This window comes from Paenibacillus sp. FSL R7-0272 (genome assembly GCF_037969905.1).
GTDB lineage: Bacteria > Bacillota > Bacilli > Paenibacillales > Paenibacillaceae > Paenibacillus > Paenibacillus polysaccharolyticus.
The window spans coordinates 4812371-4829933 of the sequence record NZ_CP150221.1; the positions used below are offsets into that span (position 1 = coordinate 4812371).

17 protein-coding genes are annotated in these 17563 nt (G+C 47.7%); 1 reads left to right on the forward strand and 16 read right to left on the reverse strand.

The features are described from left to right. Window positions 1-201: 201 nt before the first annotated feature. From MKY23_RS21315 to MKY23_RS21360, 10 genes are all read right to left on the reverse strand, one after another. Complete coding sequence (locus tag MKY23_RS21315; protein ID WP_154957950.1) at window positions 202-933, reverse strand: metallophosphoesterase family protein; 732 nt, start codon at window positions 931-933, stop codon at window positions 202-204. Further along, window positions 930-1874, reverse strand: a complete 945-nt coding sequence (locus MKY23_RS21320; protein WP_154957951.1) for a GNAT family N-acetyltransferase — start codon at window positions 1872-1874, stop codon at window positions 930-932. Before MKY23_RS21320 ends, MKY23_RS21315 begins: the two co-directional genes overlap by 4 nt. Before the next feature lie 12 nt (window positions 1875-1886). After that, a complete protein-coding gene (locus tag MKY23_RS21325) occupies window positions 1887-2510 on the reverse strand; it encodes a hypothetical protein (RefSeq protein ID WP_154957952.1) in 624 nt (207 codons plus the stop codon). Then, complete coding sequence (locus tag MKY23_RS21330) at window positions 2507-3238, reverse strand: DUF1361 domain-containing protein (protein WP_154957953.1); 732 nt, start codon at window positions 3236-3238, stop codon at window positions 2507-2509. Before MKY23_RS21330 ends, MKY23_RS21325 begins: the two co-directional genes overlap by 4 nt. A 33-nt stretch (window positions 3239-3271) precedes the next feature. Then, window positions 3272-3700, reverse strand: coding sequence for a GNAT family N-acetyltransferase (locus tag MKY23_RS21335; protein ID WP_154957954.1), 429 nt, complete (start codon window positions 3698-3700; stop codon window positions 3272-3274). Between the two features lie 12 nt (window positions 3701-3712). Next, on the reverse strand, window positions 3713-4183 hold the full coding sequence (locus MKY23_RS21340) for a GNAT family N-acetyltransferase (protein WP_154957955.1): 471 nt from the start codon (window positions 4181-4183) through the stop codon (window positions 3713-3715). 3 nt (window positions 4184-4186) lie between these two features. Continuing rightward, entirely contained in the window at window positions 4187-4615 is a 429-nt protein-coding gene (locus MKY23_RS21345; protein WP_154983433.1) for a GNAT family N-acetyltransferase, read from the reverse strand. Between the two features lie 207 nt (window positions 4616-4822). Then, complete coding sequence (locus MKY23_RS21350) at window positions 4823-6052, reverse strand: amidohydrolase (protein ID WP_154983348.1); 1230 nt, start codon at window positions 6050-6052, stop codon at window positions 4823-4825. Between the two features lie 38 nt (window positions 6053-6090). After that, a complete protein-coding gene (locus tag MKY23_RS21355; RefSeq protein ID WP_154983349.1) occupies window positions 6091-6645 on the reverse strand; it encodes a methylated-DNA--[protein]-cysteine S-methyltransferase in 555 nt (184 codons plus the stop codon). 33 nt (window positions 6646-6678) lie between these two features. Next, a complete protein-coding gene (locus MKY23_RS21360) occupies window positions 6679-7401 on the reverse strand; it encodes a DNA alkylation repair protein (protein ID WP_154983350.1) in 723 nt (240 codons plus the stop codon). A 162-nt stretch (window positions 7402-7563) separates the two neighbouring features. On the opposite strand from MKY23_RS21360, the gene mgtE reads away from it, so the two are divergent. Continuing rightward, complete coding sequence (gene mgtE / locus MKY23_RS21365) at window positions 7564-8934, forward strand: magnesium transporter (protein ID WP_339832065.1); 1371 nt, start codon at window positions 7564-7566, stop codon at window positions 8932-8934. 108 nt (window positions 8935-9042) lie between these two features. Here the strand turns inward: mgtE and mmsB are convergent, their stop codons facing one another. From mmsB to MKY23_RS21395, 6 genes are all read right to left on the reverse strand, one after another. Next, entirely contained in the window at window positions 9043-10206 is a 1164-nt protein-coding gene (gene mmsB / locus MKY23_RS21370) for a multiple monosaccharide ABC transporter permease (protein ID WP_123062814.1), read from the reverse strand. Further along, window positions 10190-11740: a multiple monosaccharide ABC transporter ATP-binding protein gene (gene mmsA, locus MKY23_RS21375; RefSeq protein WP_154983351.1), complete on the reverse strand. Its 1551-nt coding sequence runs from the start codon at window positions 11738-11740 to the stop codon at window positions 10190-10192. Before mmsA ends, mmsB begins: the two co-directional genes overlap by 17 nt. Window positions 11741-11828: 88 nt before the next feature. Beyond that, entirely contained in the window at window positions 11829-12914 is a 1086-nt protein-coding gene (chvE, locus tag MKY23_RS21380; RefSeq protein WP_090915392.1) for a multiple monosaccharide ABC transporter substrate-binding protein, read from the reverse strand. Window positions 12915-13188: 274 nt separating this feature from the next. Further along, window positions 13189-14418, reverse strand: coding sequence for a response regulator (locus MKY23_RS21385; RefSeq protein ID WP_339839613.1), 1230 nt, complete (start codon window positions 14416-14418; stop codon window positions 13189-13191). Window positions 14419-14438: 20 nt separating this feature from the next. Then, window positions 14439-16424: a sensor histidine kinase gene (locus tag MKY23_RS21390; protein ID WP_339832073.1), complete on the reverse strand. Its 1986-nt coding sequence runs from the start codon at window positions 16422-16424 to the stop codon at window positions 14439-14441. Continuing rightward, window positions 16405-17418 (reverse strand): substrate-binding domain-containing protein, encoded by a 1014-nt coding sequence (locus MKY23_RS21395; RefSeq protein ID WP_154983353.1) that lies wholly within the window; start codon window positions 17416-17418, stop codon window positions 16405-16407. The genes MKY23_RS21390 and MKY23_RS21395 overlap by 20 nt, the downstream gene beginning before the upstream one ends. Between the last annotated feature and the right edge of the window lie 145 nt (window positions 17419-17563).

A 17563-nucleotide genomic window follows, 5' to 3' on the forward strand; every position in this document is an offset into this window, starting at 1 on the left:
TTTCAATAAAGACTTAATTTCCTTTAACTCTTCCAAAATCTCTTTCGTATACTGAGTATTTTTGGATGTATCAATGGCTGTTTTGATGACATATTGACCTAGAATTAAAAGTACAAGTAAACAAATAATCACAAAAAATATAATGATCTTCTCCTCTTTTTTCGGAAATAAAGAGGGCGATCTCGTTAGACCGCCCGCCCTCTACAACATTTCTTTTTCGAGTTGATTTCCATGGAACGCTTTCAAAATAAAATCCTTATCTGGAACGTTCAGGTGCTCATACGCTTGAAGATACTGCCTGTTGTCATAGGGAACCGCTGTAAATCTCAGATCCAGACGTTCCTTCTGAAAATCCACAATTCCGTATCTTGCCACCGCAAGATCATTGCATCCCAATGCTCCAGGATTCATGTAAACCCGCTGCTCTGTTCTGAAATAATGCAGTATGTGATAATGTCCAAAACAGATCAAGTCATAAGGTGTTCCTTTATATTTTACATCCCATTTCACGCCTGAGGGTTCCCGGTCAATCGTATCCAGCTTGTTATCATTCATATGATAATGAGTCAAAAGTATATGATGTCCTTCGACTTCTTTTTCGATTGATTGGGGCAGGTTCTGTATTCTCTTGATCGATTCCTGACTCAGCTGACCGCCAACCCACTCATGATGCTCCTTCATTCCTTTGTGTCCTTCTAGTGGCCCTCTGCCTTGAAGCAAATGAAGCACAGCGGCTTCGTGATTCCCTGCAATGGCTGTCATATGTTCGCGGCTATACAACATTTCGATGACTTCATTCGAATAAGGACCAATACCAATCATATCCCCTAAACAAAATATTTGTTCAATGTCCCCCTGTTGATCGATATCATTTAGCACAGCTTGAAGCGCAGGAATATTTCCATGAATATCGGTTAAAATGGCCGCCTTCATTCCGCTTCCTCCTCTGGTATATACATCGTCTGAATCTCCTGAACACCCTGTACAAAACCCAGATTCAGATATGCCGACTCGGCATCATTGCCTTCCATCACATACAGTCGTAAAAATGGATAGTGCCCCTTGAGCATCGTTAATGCTCTTTGTAACATTTGGGTAGCAATTCCTCTGCCTCTGTACGAGGGGATTACGCCTATACTGTATACCGCAGCCTGATTGTCCTGTAGACATAAGCGGCAGTTGGCGACCAGTTGACCTGATGCTTGATCGTATACCAATGTAGATGCCTGAGTCAGGATTTCATTGGTATAATTAGGATCTTCGTCAGGTGTAAAATCTTCAAGAGAGCTCTGCTTTCTGCGCGTTGCTTCTAGACTTCCACCGAAACTTTCCAGATCACACTGGGCGATTTCCTCTTCGTTTACATATTTGAAACCGCCTGATGCTTTTCCAATAATCTCTGGGCTCTTAACAGTCACCCTGCTGTCCCAATCCACCTCGAAATGATCCGTAGGACGCTGCATCCAGCGGCATCTGAATTCGGCCGGCCAGAATCCCGCTCTCGCAAACCAGTCCACTTGACCTGGTAGAATCTCAAATGTCAGAATTCGTTTACTCCGATCCGACCACTGCATTAATTTCTGTTTCAGCAGCTTGACGATCTCAAAGCCTTGCTGGAATGGCGGAATGAGAAACAAATGATACATCTTGTTAGGCTCCATTCGCACACCACCTATTTTACTTTCCCCGCGATAGATCCAGTACGCACTGCATCTTGAGGAACTGAATTCTTCTTCCCTAAAAAATCCGACGTATCCCATATCATAATAGATGGTACAAAATAATCCCCACTCCGTAACATCCGCAAGGCGAATCGAGTATTCATCCGACAGATCATATTGAAGTGTACCTGCAGACCATTCTGTTAAATGCATATGTCCTTCCTCCTAAGCCGGGTATCCGATTTCTGCAATGTCCTCTTCCAACTCATCTAACTCGATCTCCGGGTTTAATGCCTGTAACAGTTGTTCGTTTAACGGTTTCATGTCAAAAACATGCCAGATCGGCTCTAGATCAAGTTCAATCTCGTAGTAATTCTGGGCCCATGCATGGTAGTGCTCCGCACCGCCCACAAGAACTTGAAGTAGAGCATAGGCTTCATCCGCGAGCTGTTGACTCGAAATCCATTCATTATTTCCCTTTTCATTCCAGATGCAGAAGCTGGTCAAATCCATCATAAAAGCAGGCTCGTCCAGAAACGTTGTTTTGAAATCTGCCGGCACACCCTTCAATACATCACCAAGTTGATCTTTATGTAGGGAAGCATAAGCTTTGTCGTAACCTTTGATGATTAAACGGTTGCTCGAATCAAATAACGCGAAATAGTGATCTCCCTCCCCATCTCTCATCGAAGCCATCTGTTCGTTCGCATCCCACTGCGCATTGTACGAATAATACCTGTACTCCCATTCTGGCATTAGAATTGCATCCAGCATCGCTACTGCCTTGAAGATTCGCTGACATTCAGAAATGCTGGGCAATTGATGGATAAAATCAGAAGTATTGCTCATTTTCTTACCTCCCGAGTAATCGAACTACCTATCAATGAAATAATGACATATGCAAATGCCTGGATCACAAACATCAGCGTAACAAACGCCACCGGAAGACCGCTTTCTGAACTAAAATCATTCATCAAATCGATAACAACCTGCCGGGGTCTGGACACGATATCCCATGAATTCCAGCGATTAAATCTCCCGATATATACGCCCAGACCACTTAGAAGTAAAATGAATCCGACAATAACCCAGCAAACGAACCTGTGTACGAACAATTGCAGCACATGTTCTATTTGCCTTATAGAACATGTGGAGAGCATCAACCCTAAAATAGCTACACCAAACGTAAGGGCCAGACTGTACCAGAAATCCATCTCGAACCAAAAAGCACTCTCAGGCTGAGCAATAAAATACCGGAATGCATGCAACATTTCTGTAAACAGATAGGCCGCATTAGGCAAAAAGAACAGCCAGATCATTCCGAGCAAACCTGTCAACAACATACCCATCCATCCGGGTCTCACAGCCTTACGTCGAAAGATAAGAGCAATCATCGTTGAAATGAGAAACGGAACCCATGCCAGAAACATATCCCAGTCTAGGAAGGCATACATATTCGATCCTGACTTTGCACGCAGATACACCGCAATGCCAAGACAGCATAACGTCATAAGCAGCAATGTGAACGCTAAGGCAATAAATCTATTGTTCAAAATTCGATCATGTTTATCTATCATCTTGTTGGATTAGTCCTTCTTCTGGAAATAAATTTATAGATATTTTTTAAAGGCTTTGCTGGACTCGCCATCGTATCCTAGCTTTTGATAAAATTGATGGGCCCCTTGCCTAGAAGCCCCGCTAGCGAGGAGGATCTTGGATGCATTCATCTGCAAACATACCTGTTCCACATGTTCCATTAATTCTGTTCCGTATCCGTTGCCCTGCATCTCGCTAGACATAACGACCCTTTCAACCAAACCAAACGGCCGATTTCCTGCCAGAGCGTCTAGGCAGATATGTAAATGTGCCGTACCTACCACCTGCTCCCGGACTTCGTACACAAAAAGGAAGCTGTGTTCGTGAAGCCGGATCTCTTCAATTCGTTCAGCCAGCACCTCAGTATGCGCGTGGTTAGGCAACAGCTCCCTGTACAATTTGTCAATAGTTGCTGCATCCCTGGCTTCGGCTTCTCTGATCATTTTTTGCCACCTCTACTCTCTAACTTGATAACCTAAAATAATATCGCCGTTATCCTCCAACTCACCTGTTTCCTGGAACCCACTACGCTTGTATAGTGCATTAGCCGCAACATTATGCGGAATATGAGATACCCTGATTTGCCGACAATCCCTTCGCTCCTGCAACATGTGAATAACTTCTTGGATGGCACGTTTCCCATAACCCTGCCCCTGATGTTTCCCATCAATCATAAAACGAAGAATCCAATAATGCCCATCTGTATAGATCTCGTTATCAAATAAAATAAACCCGACCATCTCATTCCCTGCATAGATCCCGTAAGGTCTTGAAGTTACTTCCTTGGTCGCATGGATTAAGGAATCCGCATTGCTCGCTACCAGTGTGAGCTGATCTTCCCTCGGTTGCAGAAGGATACACTCACTTTCATTTTCCTGTGTAATCGGTTGCAAAGTGACTTGTTTCTCTATCATGTTATCACGCATATCTCATTCTCCTTCAACTATGACTCCTTCAATTTTCTTCATCAGTATAATTTCTAATGGCTGTGTATCTAACAGTAAAGCTCCTGCATCCACATATCCAATTCCACGATAGAAATGTTGAGCACTCTCATCAGACTGCGTAGAAGTCATAACCGTATCAAAGCCCTTCTTTTTCATTTCATTTTCCCAATACTGTACGACACGTTGTCCTGATCCACGGCCACGAAACGGCTCATCGATCCAAATCATGTTCATAAAAGGCGTGTTGTCCCAAAAGTATCCATATCTCATCCAGCCAATCCTTGCCTCGTCTTCCCAGAGGATATATATTTCCTTCTCTTTTATTTTCGTCTCAACAAGTGTGGGATGGATATGCCGATCTTTTTCAACGATATATGCATGGTCTGCCTTTGAAGCATATGTAATGTTCATAGGATTAACTCCTTCAATAGTAAAATCATAATCTATCATAACCCAGAATGTGGGTTATGCGTATAATTTCTTCCTCTATATGGGCTATATATGTTGAGCTAAAATAGTTCCACACGACTCATGCCTATTCATGCAAAAAAAGCTACGGCATCCGTAGCTTAATCTTTAACCTTCATTCTGTTTTATTACATCTTAAAGCGATGCCTGTTACGCTAGCGATCCGCTTACCAATTGTCCCTGATACCACACAGTCAGCCTTCCAGATCGCCTTGCCACCGCTTCGGCTGCACAACTCGCCTGCACCAGAACAAAGCTTGCTACATCGCCTGCCTTTGGCCATACGCTCTCCCCTGCTGCATTCAGCGAAGTCACTCCGCCCGTAATCGTAGCTATTGACTGGGACAACGATAACTCGTCGCTATATCCATACAGCTCGGCGAAGCGTCCAGCCTTTTCAAGCATATCTCCACTACCAAAAGGAGACCAGTGATCCGTCAGACTGTCTGTCGCCAGTTTCACGTTTACACCCACACGTTGCAACATCGGAAGTGGCATCATCGTTCTGCCCATCGGCACGGTTGAAGCCACACTCATTCCCAGCGATGCCATGCGGCTCGCCATCTCCTCGGCTTCCTGTTTCTCCGCTCCTGCAAACCAGAACGCGTGGCTAACCGTCACCTGACCCTGAAGCCCTGCTTCTTCAGTCAACCTTACAAGTTCCAGTAACGTTTGCTTGCCAGCTTCGCCACCATCATGCAGATGCATATCGATCCCTGCCTGATGTTTGACTGCCAGTTCCACCATGGTATGCAGCGATTTTTCGATGTTCTCATCTACAGTATACGGATCAAGTCCGCCTACATGTGTTGCACCCTCTGTCATGGCTTGTCCCATGAGTTCGACCGAGCTGGATCGTAACAGCCCATGCTGAGGGAACGCGACAATCTCTGAAGATATTTTACCCGTGTAACTCTCCAGGGCTTGCTTGGTTGCTTCCAAACGTTTTAATCCACTGACTGGCTCAATATTGCAGTGCGCGCGAACGTGTGTAGAACCGTAACCCTGTATTCGTGCAAGGATGCTTTCCGCCTGCCGTTTTGCATCGGGTAACAATTTGGGGAGTAATACCTTCTCCTCTTCAATACGATCAAAGATGCTGGAGCTGCGTCTGACCGCTTTCCATGGCCCGTCATAATAGGTTTTGTCCAGATGAATATGTGCTTCTTCAAACGAAGGCAACAATAACAAACCTTTGCCATCCACTCGCGGCAATTCTTCTGTCAATTGCGCCTTTGCGTCCACAATGGCAGCAATAACTCCGTTCTCAATCCGCAGATGAGCAAGACCCGTTTGTGTGCCCGTCACCTCTGCGCCTTCACGAATATATCCTTGTTCCAATCTTACATTGGTCAGCCAGAATGCCTGTTGCTGTTGCATTGTCTTTCCCTCATTTCTCTCTTCTCTTTTCTCTTTAATTAAAAATTAAACCGTGCATGTCCGCCATCTGTCACGCCCTCAATTTGTTCAATATCGAGTAATCTGCGCTTCATCTCGAGACCACCACGAAAACCCGTCAGCTTGCGATTGGCACCAATAATCCGGTGGCATGGCAGTAACACTGGAATGGGGTTCGCCCCGTTCGCCGCACCTACAGCCCGCACAGCCGAAGGTCGTCCGATCACGTCAGCGATATCGCCATAGGTACGTGTCTCACCGTATGGCACACGCCCGAGCGCTTTCCATACCTGTTGCTGAAATTCGGTACCGATCAGGTCCAGCGGGATGTCCTCTGTGTAAGCTGTCTTTTCCCCTGCAAAATAGGACTCCAGCCAGTCCATCATGCCCGTCTGTCTTAATGCCTGCTCATTCTCTTCAAGTTTAACACCCGGGGCAATTTTACTAATCCAGCCGTGCCAGTCTTCCAGCGTTTCGTTCGGCATAACGATCCGGCACAGTCCCTTTTCGGTCGCAAGCAGACTCCAGGGACGACCGTCCAGCAACATCGTGGCATACATCATCTTTTGTCTCATTTCATATTCGACCTTTCTTTATATATATCTGAGTCAGGAGCTTGTCTGTTTTGGGGCACTTGTCTGTTTGTTCACCTTGCGTTTCATGCTGCGGATCACTTGTTTGTCCTCCGATGTCACGCGGTACGATTCCGTAATCTTCTGGAGTGCTTTGTTGTACGTAAAATCGTCAAGCGTATTGTTTTGCAAATACGGCTTGGTCACCTCAGGTTGCTTCACATACGCGATCGAGATCGCCCAGGCCACCGCCATTTTCACATAATAGGCCTCATGTTTAATCTGATCAAGTAACGGCAACACCTGATGAATATAAGGCGGCTCCAGATAAAAGTTCAACAGCATGACCACGCCAAACCGGATTTCATATTCCTGATCCGACTTGATATAAGGCTGAATGAAGTTCCACATCGCATCCATATGCACTTTCGTATATTTCAGTCCGGCACAGAAGCTGTCACATACCGACCAGTTATCCATTTTGGGTACAAAAGCCGCAATACGTTTTAACAATTCGTCCAGATCTGCTTGAACGTGACCAATGACCATTGCTTGCAGCATCACTTCTTCAAAATAGTCATCCTGCGCCGTATCCAGGTACGTACGCCAGTCTGCAACGGCAATCTGTTTGGCTATTTTGCGGATCGTCGGCAAGCGCACACCCATCACGTTTGAAATATTCGGTATAAGGGAAGCGGCGAATTTCTGGTATTCCGGCTCAGCCAGGCTGAGCAGTTGTGTTCGAATATCGGTTTCCAAGGGCACTGGACCTCCTCGTTGATTACTGTAAAACAAGTATATCCTGAGTGCTTTCTTTTGTAAGCCCATCTCGAATGTTTGAGCAAGATTTCAATATTGTTTAACAACGAATGCATTCCGTTTAAAAATATGAAGCGCACCATTCAGGAAAGGAGTGTCATTATGAACGGTTCTCAAACCAATAAAGAGCTCTCCGTTGAGGAGATCACCCAGCAACTGACACAGTATGTACAATCCCAGAATCTGCCGGAATTCTATAAACTGGTGAAGGAACTGCGTCCCTATGATCTTTCACTCATCTATAAAAAATTCCCTGAAGACGAAAAGAATCGTTTTCTTCTTCTATTTAAACCGGATACACTTGCCGATCTGGCCGAAAACCTAAAGCTGCACGAGCAGGCTGAACTGTTTGAACGACTCGGACCAGAGCGTACGCTGGAAGTCATGCAGCAGATGGACAAAAGTGACCTCATTCGCTTCATGCACGACCTGCCCGCAAAACGCAGGGAAGAATTGTTATCCAGCATGAATCTGGATCACTCAGCCATCATTCGCTCTGTACTCAGCTATCCACCAGAAACTGCCGGGCGGATCATGACCGACCGCTATCGTACATTGTCCACCCACGACACAGCAAAGGAAGCACTGAAGCAATCACAAGGTACGCTGCACCTCTCCCCGTCCAGTTACCTTTATGTCATTGACGATGAGGGTAAGCTAGCTGGTGTCGTTAGTTACCGCTCGCTTGCTCTGGCCGATGACAAAACCAAGGTTGAACAACTGATGACCAGACGTGTCATTCATGCCACCGTAGATATGGATCAGGAAGAGGCTGCCCAGTTGCTCCAGCGTTACGAATTCATCGCCGTTCCGGTCGTCGATGAGAATAATAGGCTGTGCGGGATCATCCAGATGGATGACGTCATTGACATCATTATGGATGAGGCCAGCGAAGACCTCGCCAAAATGGGCGGTGGTGGTAAAGATATTGATTTTGATACCAAACCGCTCGTTGCGGTCAAACGCAGGTTGCCTTGGCTTATTTTGCTGTTATTGATCGGCTTGATCTCGGGAAGCATTGTGGATTTTTTTGAAGATACACTGAATCAGGTTGTGGCTCTTGCGTTTTTCATGCCTATGATTGCGGGTATGACGGGAAATACAGGGACGCAATCCCTTGCTGTCGTCGTACGCGGACTTATTGGACGCAAGCTGGACAAGTCAACGGTACTCGCTCTGATTGGACGAGAGATTAAAGTCGGTACGATGATCGGTCTTGTCTGTGGTCTGCTGATTACGGTCATTGCTTATTTCTGGCAAGGAGACTGGTTGCTCGGGATGATTATCGGTGTATCCCTGTTTCTCACGCTAATCATCGGTACACTGACAGGCACATGCATCCCGCTCCTGCTCAGCCGTTTCAAGGTTGATCCCGCAGTGGCATCCGGCCCGTTAATTACAACGCTAAATGATATCTTGTCCCTGTTTATCTACTTTGGGATTGCTACACGTTTTATAGGCGCACTGATGTAGCTTCTTGTGCAGTATAACGGACGGCATATGGTGGACGACTTATGGTTCTTATGCACCAAAAGGACCCTGATCATTAGATCAGGGTCCTTTCTTTAGCTCTCACTACTCTTAAGCAGCTCGTTTATTTTTGTTATAGATATCAAATGCCACTGCCAGCAGCAACACCAATCCTTTGATTCCTTGCTGCCAGTCAATACCCAGGCCGATCAGGGACATCCCGTTGTTCAGCACACCCATAACCAGACCACCGATGATCGCACCGAATACGGTGCCGATTCCGCCCGAAGCTGACGCTCCGCCGATGAAGCAGGCTGCAATGGCATCCAGCTCAAAGTTCGTACCCGCTCTTGGCGTAGCCGCATTCAGACGTGCGGCGAAGATCAGACCCGATACAGCCGCAAGTGTACCCATGTTCACGAATACCCAGAACGTCACTTTTTTCGTTTTGACCCCGGATAGCCCTGCCGCCTTCTCATTGCCGCCGAGTGCGTACACATGACGTCCCATCACGGTACGATTCATGACAAAGGAATACACCACGATCAGAACAAACAGAAGCACCAGAATGTTCGGAATACCCGCATAACTTGCCAGTACAAAGGTGAAGAGGTTCGTTACCGCTGCCACTACAATCAGCTTAAGCAGGAACAGCCCTTGCGATACCACCTCAAAGCCATACTTGCGCTGGGAAGCACGTTCCCGCAGTTCATTCACAATGTACCAGATCGTGAGCGCAATCCCCACAATGATAGATACCAGACCCAGACCAGAGAATTGAACATCCGGCAGGAAACCGGAGCTGATTTTCTGGAATCCAGCAGGGAAAGGAGATATCGACTGCCCTTCCAGTACAATCATCGTCAGACCACGGAAGAGCAACATGCCGGCAAGCGTAACAATGAAGGCGGGAATCCGCACATACGCAATCCAGAAGCCCTGCCATGCACCAATGAGTGCACCGACCAGCAGGGAAGCAATGACTGCGAGCCAAGCTGGCAACTGCCAATCCACCATCATAATGGCGGCTACAGCACCGACAAAGGCCGCAATGGAACCGACGGACAAGTCGATATGCCCTGTGATAATGACCAGCACCATACCAATGGCCAGGACTAGAATGTAGCTATTTTGCAAAATCAGGTTCGTAATATTAATTGGTTTGAGCAACAGCCCACTAGTTAACACCTCAAATAGAAGCATAATGACAACAAGGGCAATGATCATGCCATATTGACGTATATTATTTTTGAACAGTTTAGTTACCGTTTCCATGCTTACCGCCTCCAGACTTGGTCATATATCTCATCAGTGTTTCCTGCGATGCCTGCTCCCTGCTGACTTCACCCGTAATTTGTCCGGCATTCATCACATAGATCCGGTCACACAGACCCAGCACTTCCGGCAGCTCCGATGAAATCACCAGCACACCCTTACCTTCGGCAGCAAGCCGGTGGATAATCGTATAAATTTCAAACTTGGCACCTACGTCGATCCCGCGTGTCGGCTCATCCAGAATGAGAATATCCGGCCCGGCAAAAATCCATTTGCTCAGTACCACCTTCTGCTGGTTACCTCCGCTCAGATTCCCGGTTTTCTGCAGGATGTTTGGTGCCTTGATGTTCATGCTTTTCTTCATCTCTTCCGCAACCAGCACTTCCTCCTGCTCGTTCACAACGGCGTTACGGGTCAGTTTACCAAGTCCGGTGAGGGAAATATTGCGTTTGATATCATCCATCAAAATAAGGCCATATTCCTTGCGATCCTCCGTCACATAAGCAAAACCATTCTGAATCGCCTCGGTCACACTGTTATTCTGAATCGGCTTGCCATCCTTGATCAGCTGCCCCGAGATGTTACGGCCATATGATTTGCCGAAAATACTCATTGCAAGCTCTGTACGTCCTGCGCCCATCAGTCCCGCGATCCCTACGATCTCGCCACGTCTGATGTTCATGTTGATCTGATCCAGCACCTTGCGCTCGGCCTGATGCTCGTGGTACACCGTCCAGTCTTTCACTTCCAGCACCACGTCACCAATCGTGGCATGACGTTCAGGGTAGCGGCTCGTCAGGTCCCGTCCAACCATGCCGCTGATGATGCGATCCTCGGTGACGTTATCCTTTTTCATATCGAGCGTTTCAATCGTCTTGCCATCCCTCAGGATCGTCACCGCATCCGAGACCTTGGACACCTCGTTCAGCTTGTGAGAGATGAGGATACACGCGATGCCCTGCTTTTTGAATTCCAGCATCAGTTGCAGCAGATTTTCACTGTCATCTTCATTCAACGCTGCGGTAGGCTCATCCAGAATAAGCAGACGTACTTTTTTGGAGAGCGCTTTCGCAATTTCAACCAGTTGTTGCTTACCTACCCCGATGCTGGATACCAGCGTGTTCGGGTTTTCATTCAGACCTACTTTGCCAAGTAGTTCACGTGTCCCGATAAAGGTTTCCTTCCAATTCACGATGCCTCTGCTTGCACGCTCATTGCCCAGATATATATTTTCCGCAATGGAGAGATACGGGATCAGCGCGAGCTCCTGATGAATAATGACAATGCCCAGATCCTCGCTCTGTTTGATATCTTTGAACTCACACGTCTTACCGCGGAACAAAATGTCCCCTTCATAGCTTCCATGCGGGTATACTCCGCTAAGCACCTTCATCAGCGTAGACTTGCCTGCGCCATTCTCGCCGCAGATGGAATGAATCTCGCCTTCCCGAATTTTCAGGTTGACGTTCTCTAGCGCTTTGACGCCCGGAAACGTTTTGGTAATGTTCTTCATTTCAAGAATAATGTCCGTCATGGCATGTGCTCCTTTCCTTGGATGATGCGTTATGGCACACCGATCTTTTGCATCGCATTTATGAGCGCCCTACCTATTTCATCACACTTTACGGTAGGCCTATTTCTTCTTTGGTGTAATACTTGCTGCCTACAATATCTTTTTCCACATTGGTACGATCTACAGAGATCGGGTCGAGCAGATACGCAGGAACAACCATTAATCCGTTGTTATATGACTTTGTGTCATTCACCTCTGCTTGTTTTCCTTGCAAAATGCTGTTAGCCATCTCCACCGTTTTCTCGGCGAGCTTACGTGTATCCTTGAAGACCGTTTGGGTCTGCTCTCCGGCCACAATGGACTTGATCGATGCAAGTTCCGCATCCTGCCCTGTAATAACGGGAAGCGGTTTGTTCGGCTTGCCGTAGCCAATGCCTTTCAGAGATGAGATAATCCCGATACTGATTCCGTCATACGGAGATAATACCGCATCCAGATTATCGCCTGAATAGTAAGCACTCAGCAGGTTATCCATCCTTGATTGGGCCAAAGCCCCATCCCAGCGCAGTGTGGCAATTTGCGCCATCGTCATCTGTTTGCTGCGGACGACCAGTTTGCCAGAGTCGATATAGGGCTTGAGCACGGACATTGCACCGTCGAAGAAAAAGTATGCATTGTTGTCATCCGGTGATCCACCAAACAATTCAATGTTAAACGGCCCCTTGCCATCCTTAAGCCCCAGCTTCTGTTCAATATAGGAGGCTTGCAGCACCCCGACTTTAAAGTTGTCAAACGTAGCATAGTAAGTCAGATATGGCGTGTTACGAATAAGCCGGTCATACGAGATGACCTGAATGCCTTCATCATGTGCCTTCTTGATGACATCGGTTAGCGTGTTGCCATCAACAGATGCAATGACCATGACATCAACGCCTTTGGTAATCATGTTCTCAATCTGGGAGATTTGATTCTCAACCACGTCTTCGGCGTACTGAAGATCTGTTTTGTAACCTTGCTCCTGAAACAGACGAACCATATTCTCTCCGTCTCCCACCCAGCGTTCCGATGATTTGGTAGGCATGGATATGCCGACATATCCTTTCTCCTTGCTTCCCACATCACTTTCAGCCAGATTACAGGCTGAGAGCATGACGGACATTACCAGAAGCCAGATGAGTATTACTCCTTTTTTCATATGAAGTTCCCCTTTCCTCACGTCATCGCGTTCAGTTGGAATCTCAAGATAACGCTTACATCTCATAGAGTATCGTCTAACTTATTGTCCCTCTCTGTATCTCATGGTAGCATTTCGCAGCGAGCAAGGTCTTTGCAGGTTTTGAACCTTTTTTATAAAAATTTAACTTTTGATGGAAAAGGGCAAACGAAAAACCCACCACAGGTGGTTAACCTGTAACGGTGGGTTTGTTTGTAGCCTATTGATATCCATACTTCCGATGAAGCTTCGAAATCTACACAGAGCCTGCGCTGGAACTGTCTGTTCCGCCATTTTTACGATATTGGGCAGGCGAGATACCCATCGTTTTTTTGAACGCTGTGCTGAAATAATGCTGTGTATCATACCCTACCCGTTCAGCGATGGTATGGATCGGGAGCGACGTGGAGTCCAGTAGCTGTGCGGCTTTACGAATACGAGTATGAGTGACAAGAGTAACGAACGAGTCGTTCAACTCTTTTTTCAACACACGACTGAGATATACTGCCGACACCTGCAAACGGGATGCGAGTGATTCCAGCGTCAACTCCCGTTCTGCGTACTCCTCCTGAATCAGCTGCCTTGCCCTGCGAACGAGCGGAGAGAGCTTCACTTCTTCATATACCTGTTCACGGCAATGCCGATACGTACCCGGCACCTCTTCCAGCGTCCCCCTATGAGGTTCAACATGGGCATGAACAGCGATGTTCAGGCAAGCACTAATCTGCTGCTCCAGCAGGAGTGCAATCTCCTCAGGGGTCTCCTGCCACAGGCAGATCCCGATAACACTACTAGCATCACGAAAGAGCACGTGCGGATGATCTCCGAGCAGTTCTGCTATGATATTTTCCATGGCATACAGAAACAGCTGACGATCATTCTCCCTCAGTATGGTCTGACGCGCCTCGGCAGCAGGCCAACGCACCACTCCAACTTGTACAGGCGATACAGACGGCAGATGTAGAAAAGCAAGTTGCTCCATCAGACTATTACCATCTACCTGTCCTTTCATCCACTCCTGACAAAATCGCTGACGAAGGAGCGGAATATTGCGTTCAATCTGCTCTGCCGCCTGTCTGACATAGGCTGTCCGCTGATGCTCCTCATCCAGACGCTGACGTAACCGCTCCAGTGCAGCTCTCAATTGGTCTGCTTGTACAGGCTTCAGGATGTAATCCTCCACCCCGAGACGAACCGCTTCTTGGGCATAAGCGAATTCATCGTGCCCCGATATGATCAGATACCGAACCCCGGGGCACTGTTCCTGTAAAGCACGAATCAGTTCAATCCCATTCAGGAACGGCATATTCATATCGACTAGCACGACATGTACATTCAGCTCAACTGCCCGTTCAAGTGCTTCTTCACCGTCCTCAGCTTCACCGACAACCTCCATGCCAAGCATAGCCCAATCCATAGCCTCTCGGATTCCTTCTCGAATAATCGGTTCATCGTCGGCAATCAGCACACGATACAGGTTATCCATTGCATTGGCATTGACGGGTGTCACTGTATAATCCACAGCCTTCTCCACTCCTTCTCTTGTCGATCTTGGTTATCTTGGGGCTCAACCCGGGGAGGTATTGTTACAGGCATATCCCGCATCAGTGGATGAATAATCGTAACGCGGGTTCCCTCACCCTGCCTGCTGTCCAGCCAAATCCCATAGTCACTGCCAAATGATAATCTTAATCGTGCCTGTACATTCAGCATCCCGTAACTTTTACCCGTCCACTCCGGCGAGGTTGATTCCAGACTCTCCATGGGCATATCCAGCAGCTGCAGCATCTCCGCCAGTCGTTCTTCGCTCATTCCGGCTCCGTCGTCCTTAATTGTCAGATGTAGCCGCCCCTGCTCCACATTCCCTTCTATGACAATGTGGCCTGGGCCTCGTCTGCCCTTGATCCCATGGTATATCGCATTTTCTACCAAAGGCTGGAGTAACAGCTTAAGTACATACAAGTTCTGCAATTCTTCCGGGACATGGATGGTGTATCCAAGACGATCCCGATATCTGGTCTGCTGAATCTGCAGATAACTGCTGATATGTTCCAGCTCGGAGTGTAGGGGAATATAATCCTGTCCTTTGCTGAGTCCGATTCGGAACAAACGGGACAGTGCCCCAACCATATTAGACACACCGTCAGCGCCTTCTTTTCGAGCCATCCAGTGAATCGTATCCAGCGTATTATATAAAAAATGAGGCTTGATATGCTCCTGCAAACTGCGCATCTCGGCATCCCGTTTCTGCCGTTCCCTCAGTTCATTCAGCGTAATCAGCTGACGAATCTGGCTCAGCATTCGGTTAAAACTATTTCCCAGCATACCGATCTCATCGGCACGATCACTCCACCGGCCTGCGTTGAGATTGCCCGTTTCGGCTCTGCGCATATAAGACATCAACCGGAAGATCGGCTGCGCAATGGAGCGGGAAAACCACAAGGATGCACTCAAACCAAACAAACACACGACAAAGACAAAACTAACCACATAGAACTGAATCTGTCGCACCTCGGAGATCGACTCTTTGGTTGGAAACACCCCCACCGTTCTCCAGCCCGTAAAGGTAGATGACTGATACATGAATAATAACGCTTCGCCATCCACATCTTTCGTAAACGTTCCGCCCTCTCCCGAAGCAAACCAGCTCGCCGGAATATGTTCAATGAGCGGATGTTCGGGTCTGTATACACTTTGTCCTTCGGCATCGGTGACCATGACATACCCGGATTTGCCAAGGGTTACATTACGAGCCGCCTGTGAAACGGACCTCAGCTTGAGATCAATTAGTACAGCTCCCTTCACGAGCCCGGTCGTTTCATCCGTGACAGAGCGGGCGACCGATACAATCTCATCATCCTTATACCGGACATGGGTGGTCATGTTGCGCTCCCGCGGCTGACCCAGTACCGTGAAAATCCCTGGTTGCATTGCAGCCTTCCGATACCACTCTTCCTCGGTCAGACGTTGCTCCGTTCGAGGATACATCTCATTGCTTATATAGTCACCGTTGCCGTTCACAAGCACGATGCCCGCAATTTCCGGGTACAACGTGGTGAATCCTTGCAACGTCTGTTTGATGCCATACAAACGGTTCTGTTCAGATTCCGTATACGCTTGGCTGGCTTGTCTTTCGACGCGTTCATGTTCACGTGTGTTCCCGTCTCCACCGATCTTCTCGTCCATGAAAGCATTGACGTCTGGTTCGAATGCAATCAGGTAGGTCATATTTTGCAAATTCTCCATCTTGGTATTCAACGCTTCATTGACCTTGCCAATCAGCTGCATCGTATGTCCCTCTACCTGTCGCTCCACGACTCGTTCTACCGTCCAATTCACGAGCAGACCCAAACCGACGGATGGCACGATGGCAAAAAGCAGAAATAAAAGCATCAATTGGTATCGTAATGGCATGTTACGCAGACGCAGGCGGCGTACACCGTTCACAAGCTCAGAGCGCCATGTTCTCTGTTTATTTGGCATAATAATCATCCACATTTGAACGTGTCACGACCGAGATCCCCGTATCTACCGTTACAGGCAGCGGTGCATTTTCCCCTGAAGGCGAAGGCGCAGGCACGGTCAAGTGATGGTGCAGATGGAACAGATATTGGAGTGACCAGTACCCCATGTTCCAGGTCCCTTGTGCAATCGTAGCCGATATCGTACCATTTTGGATCAGATCAAGTGTCGCTTTATTTGTGTCAAACGAGATGATGTGCAGCTTCTGGCCATTGCCTGGATCTGTATTTTGCACCGCTTCTCCAGCTCCGGCGCCTCCCGTTGCTTCGGTGACAAATATACCCGCCAGCTTCGGATGTGCCTTCATCATCCGGATCGTTTCATCCCGGGATTTCAACGTATCTCCATGTCCATCCGCAATTTCGACGACCTGCATATTGGGGTATCGCTGCTGAATCGTTTCGCGGAATCCGTTGGTACGTTCCTCATGATTCTGCTGTCCCGGCAACGTTAATACAGCGACTTCTCCTTCACGACCGAGTAGCTCGGCCATTTTATCCGCTGCCGTTACGCCTGCCTTGTAATTATCCGTCCCCAAAAAAGAATACGCCTGACTCCCCGGTGCATCGGCATCGAACAGGATTACAGGAATATCCGCTTCCACTGCTTTATTGATCGCTGGAATTAACGATTTTGGATCAATTGCGGATATAGCAATGCCTGCAGGTTTGCGCGCAATGGCCTGCTCAATCACCGTGATCTGCTCTTTGGCATCATACCGTGTAGCCCCGCGATATTCGACGGTCACGCCCAGCGCATCCGCGGCATCCTCAAAACCTTTCAGCGGGCTCTTCCAATATTCCAGCCCGGACTGAAACGTAATCATCATGTACGTCTCACCCAGATCACCGCGAAGTCCGCGGTTTTCCCACGAGCTGTTCACCTGACTGGTATATTCAAATCTCAATACATACAATGCAAACGCCGCAATCAGCACAATATAGATCAGCAGCATTTTTTTCATTTTTGTTCACTTCCTCAAGTGGTCTATGTCAGTCTGTACACCCTCACTCCGTTATCGATTGTAAACGCAATCATTCAAAAAGGGAACCTTTCTGCAATAATGTACTATGGCTCTGGTCTGCTCCGCCGTATGATTACGACAATAA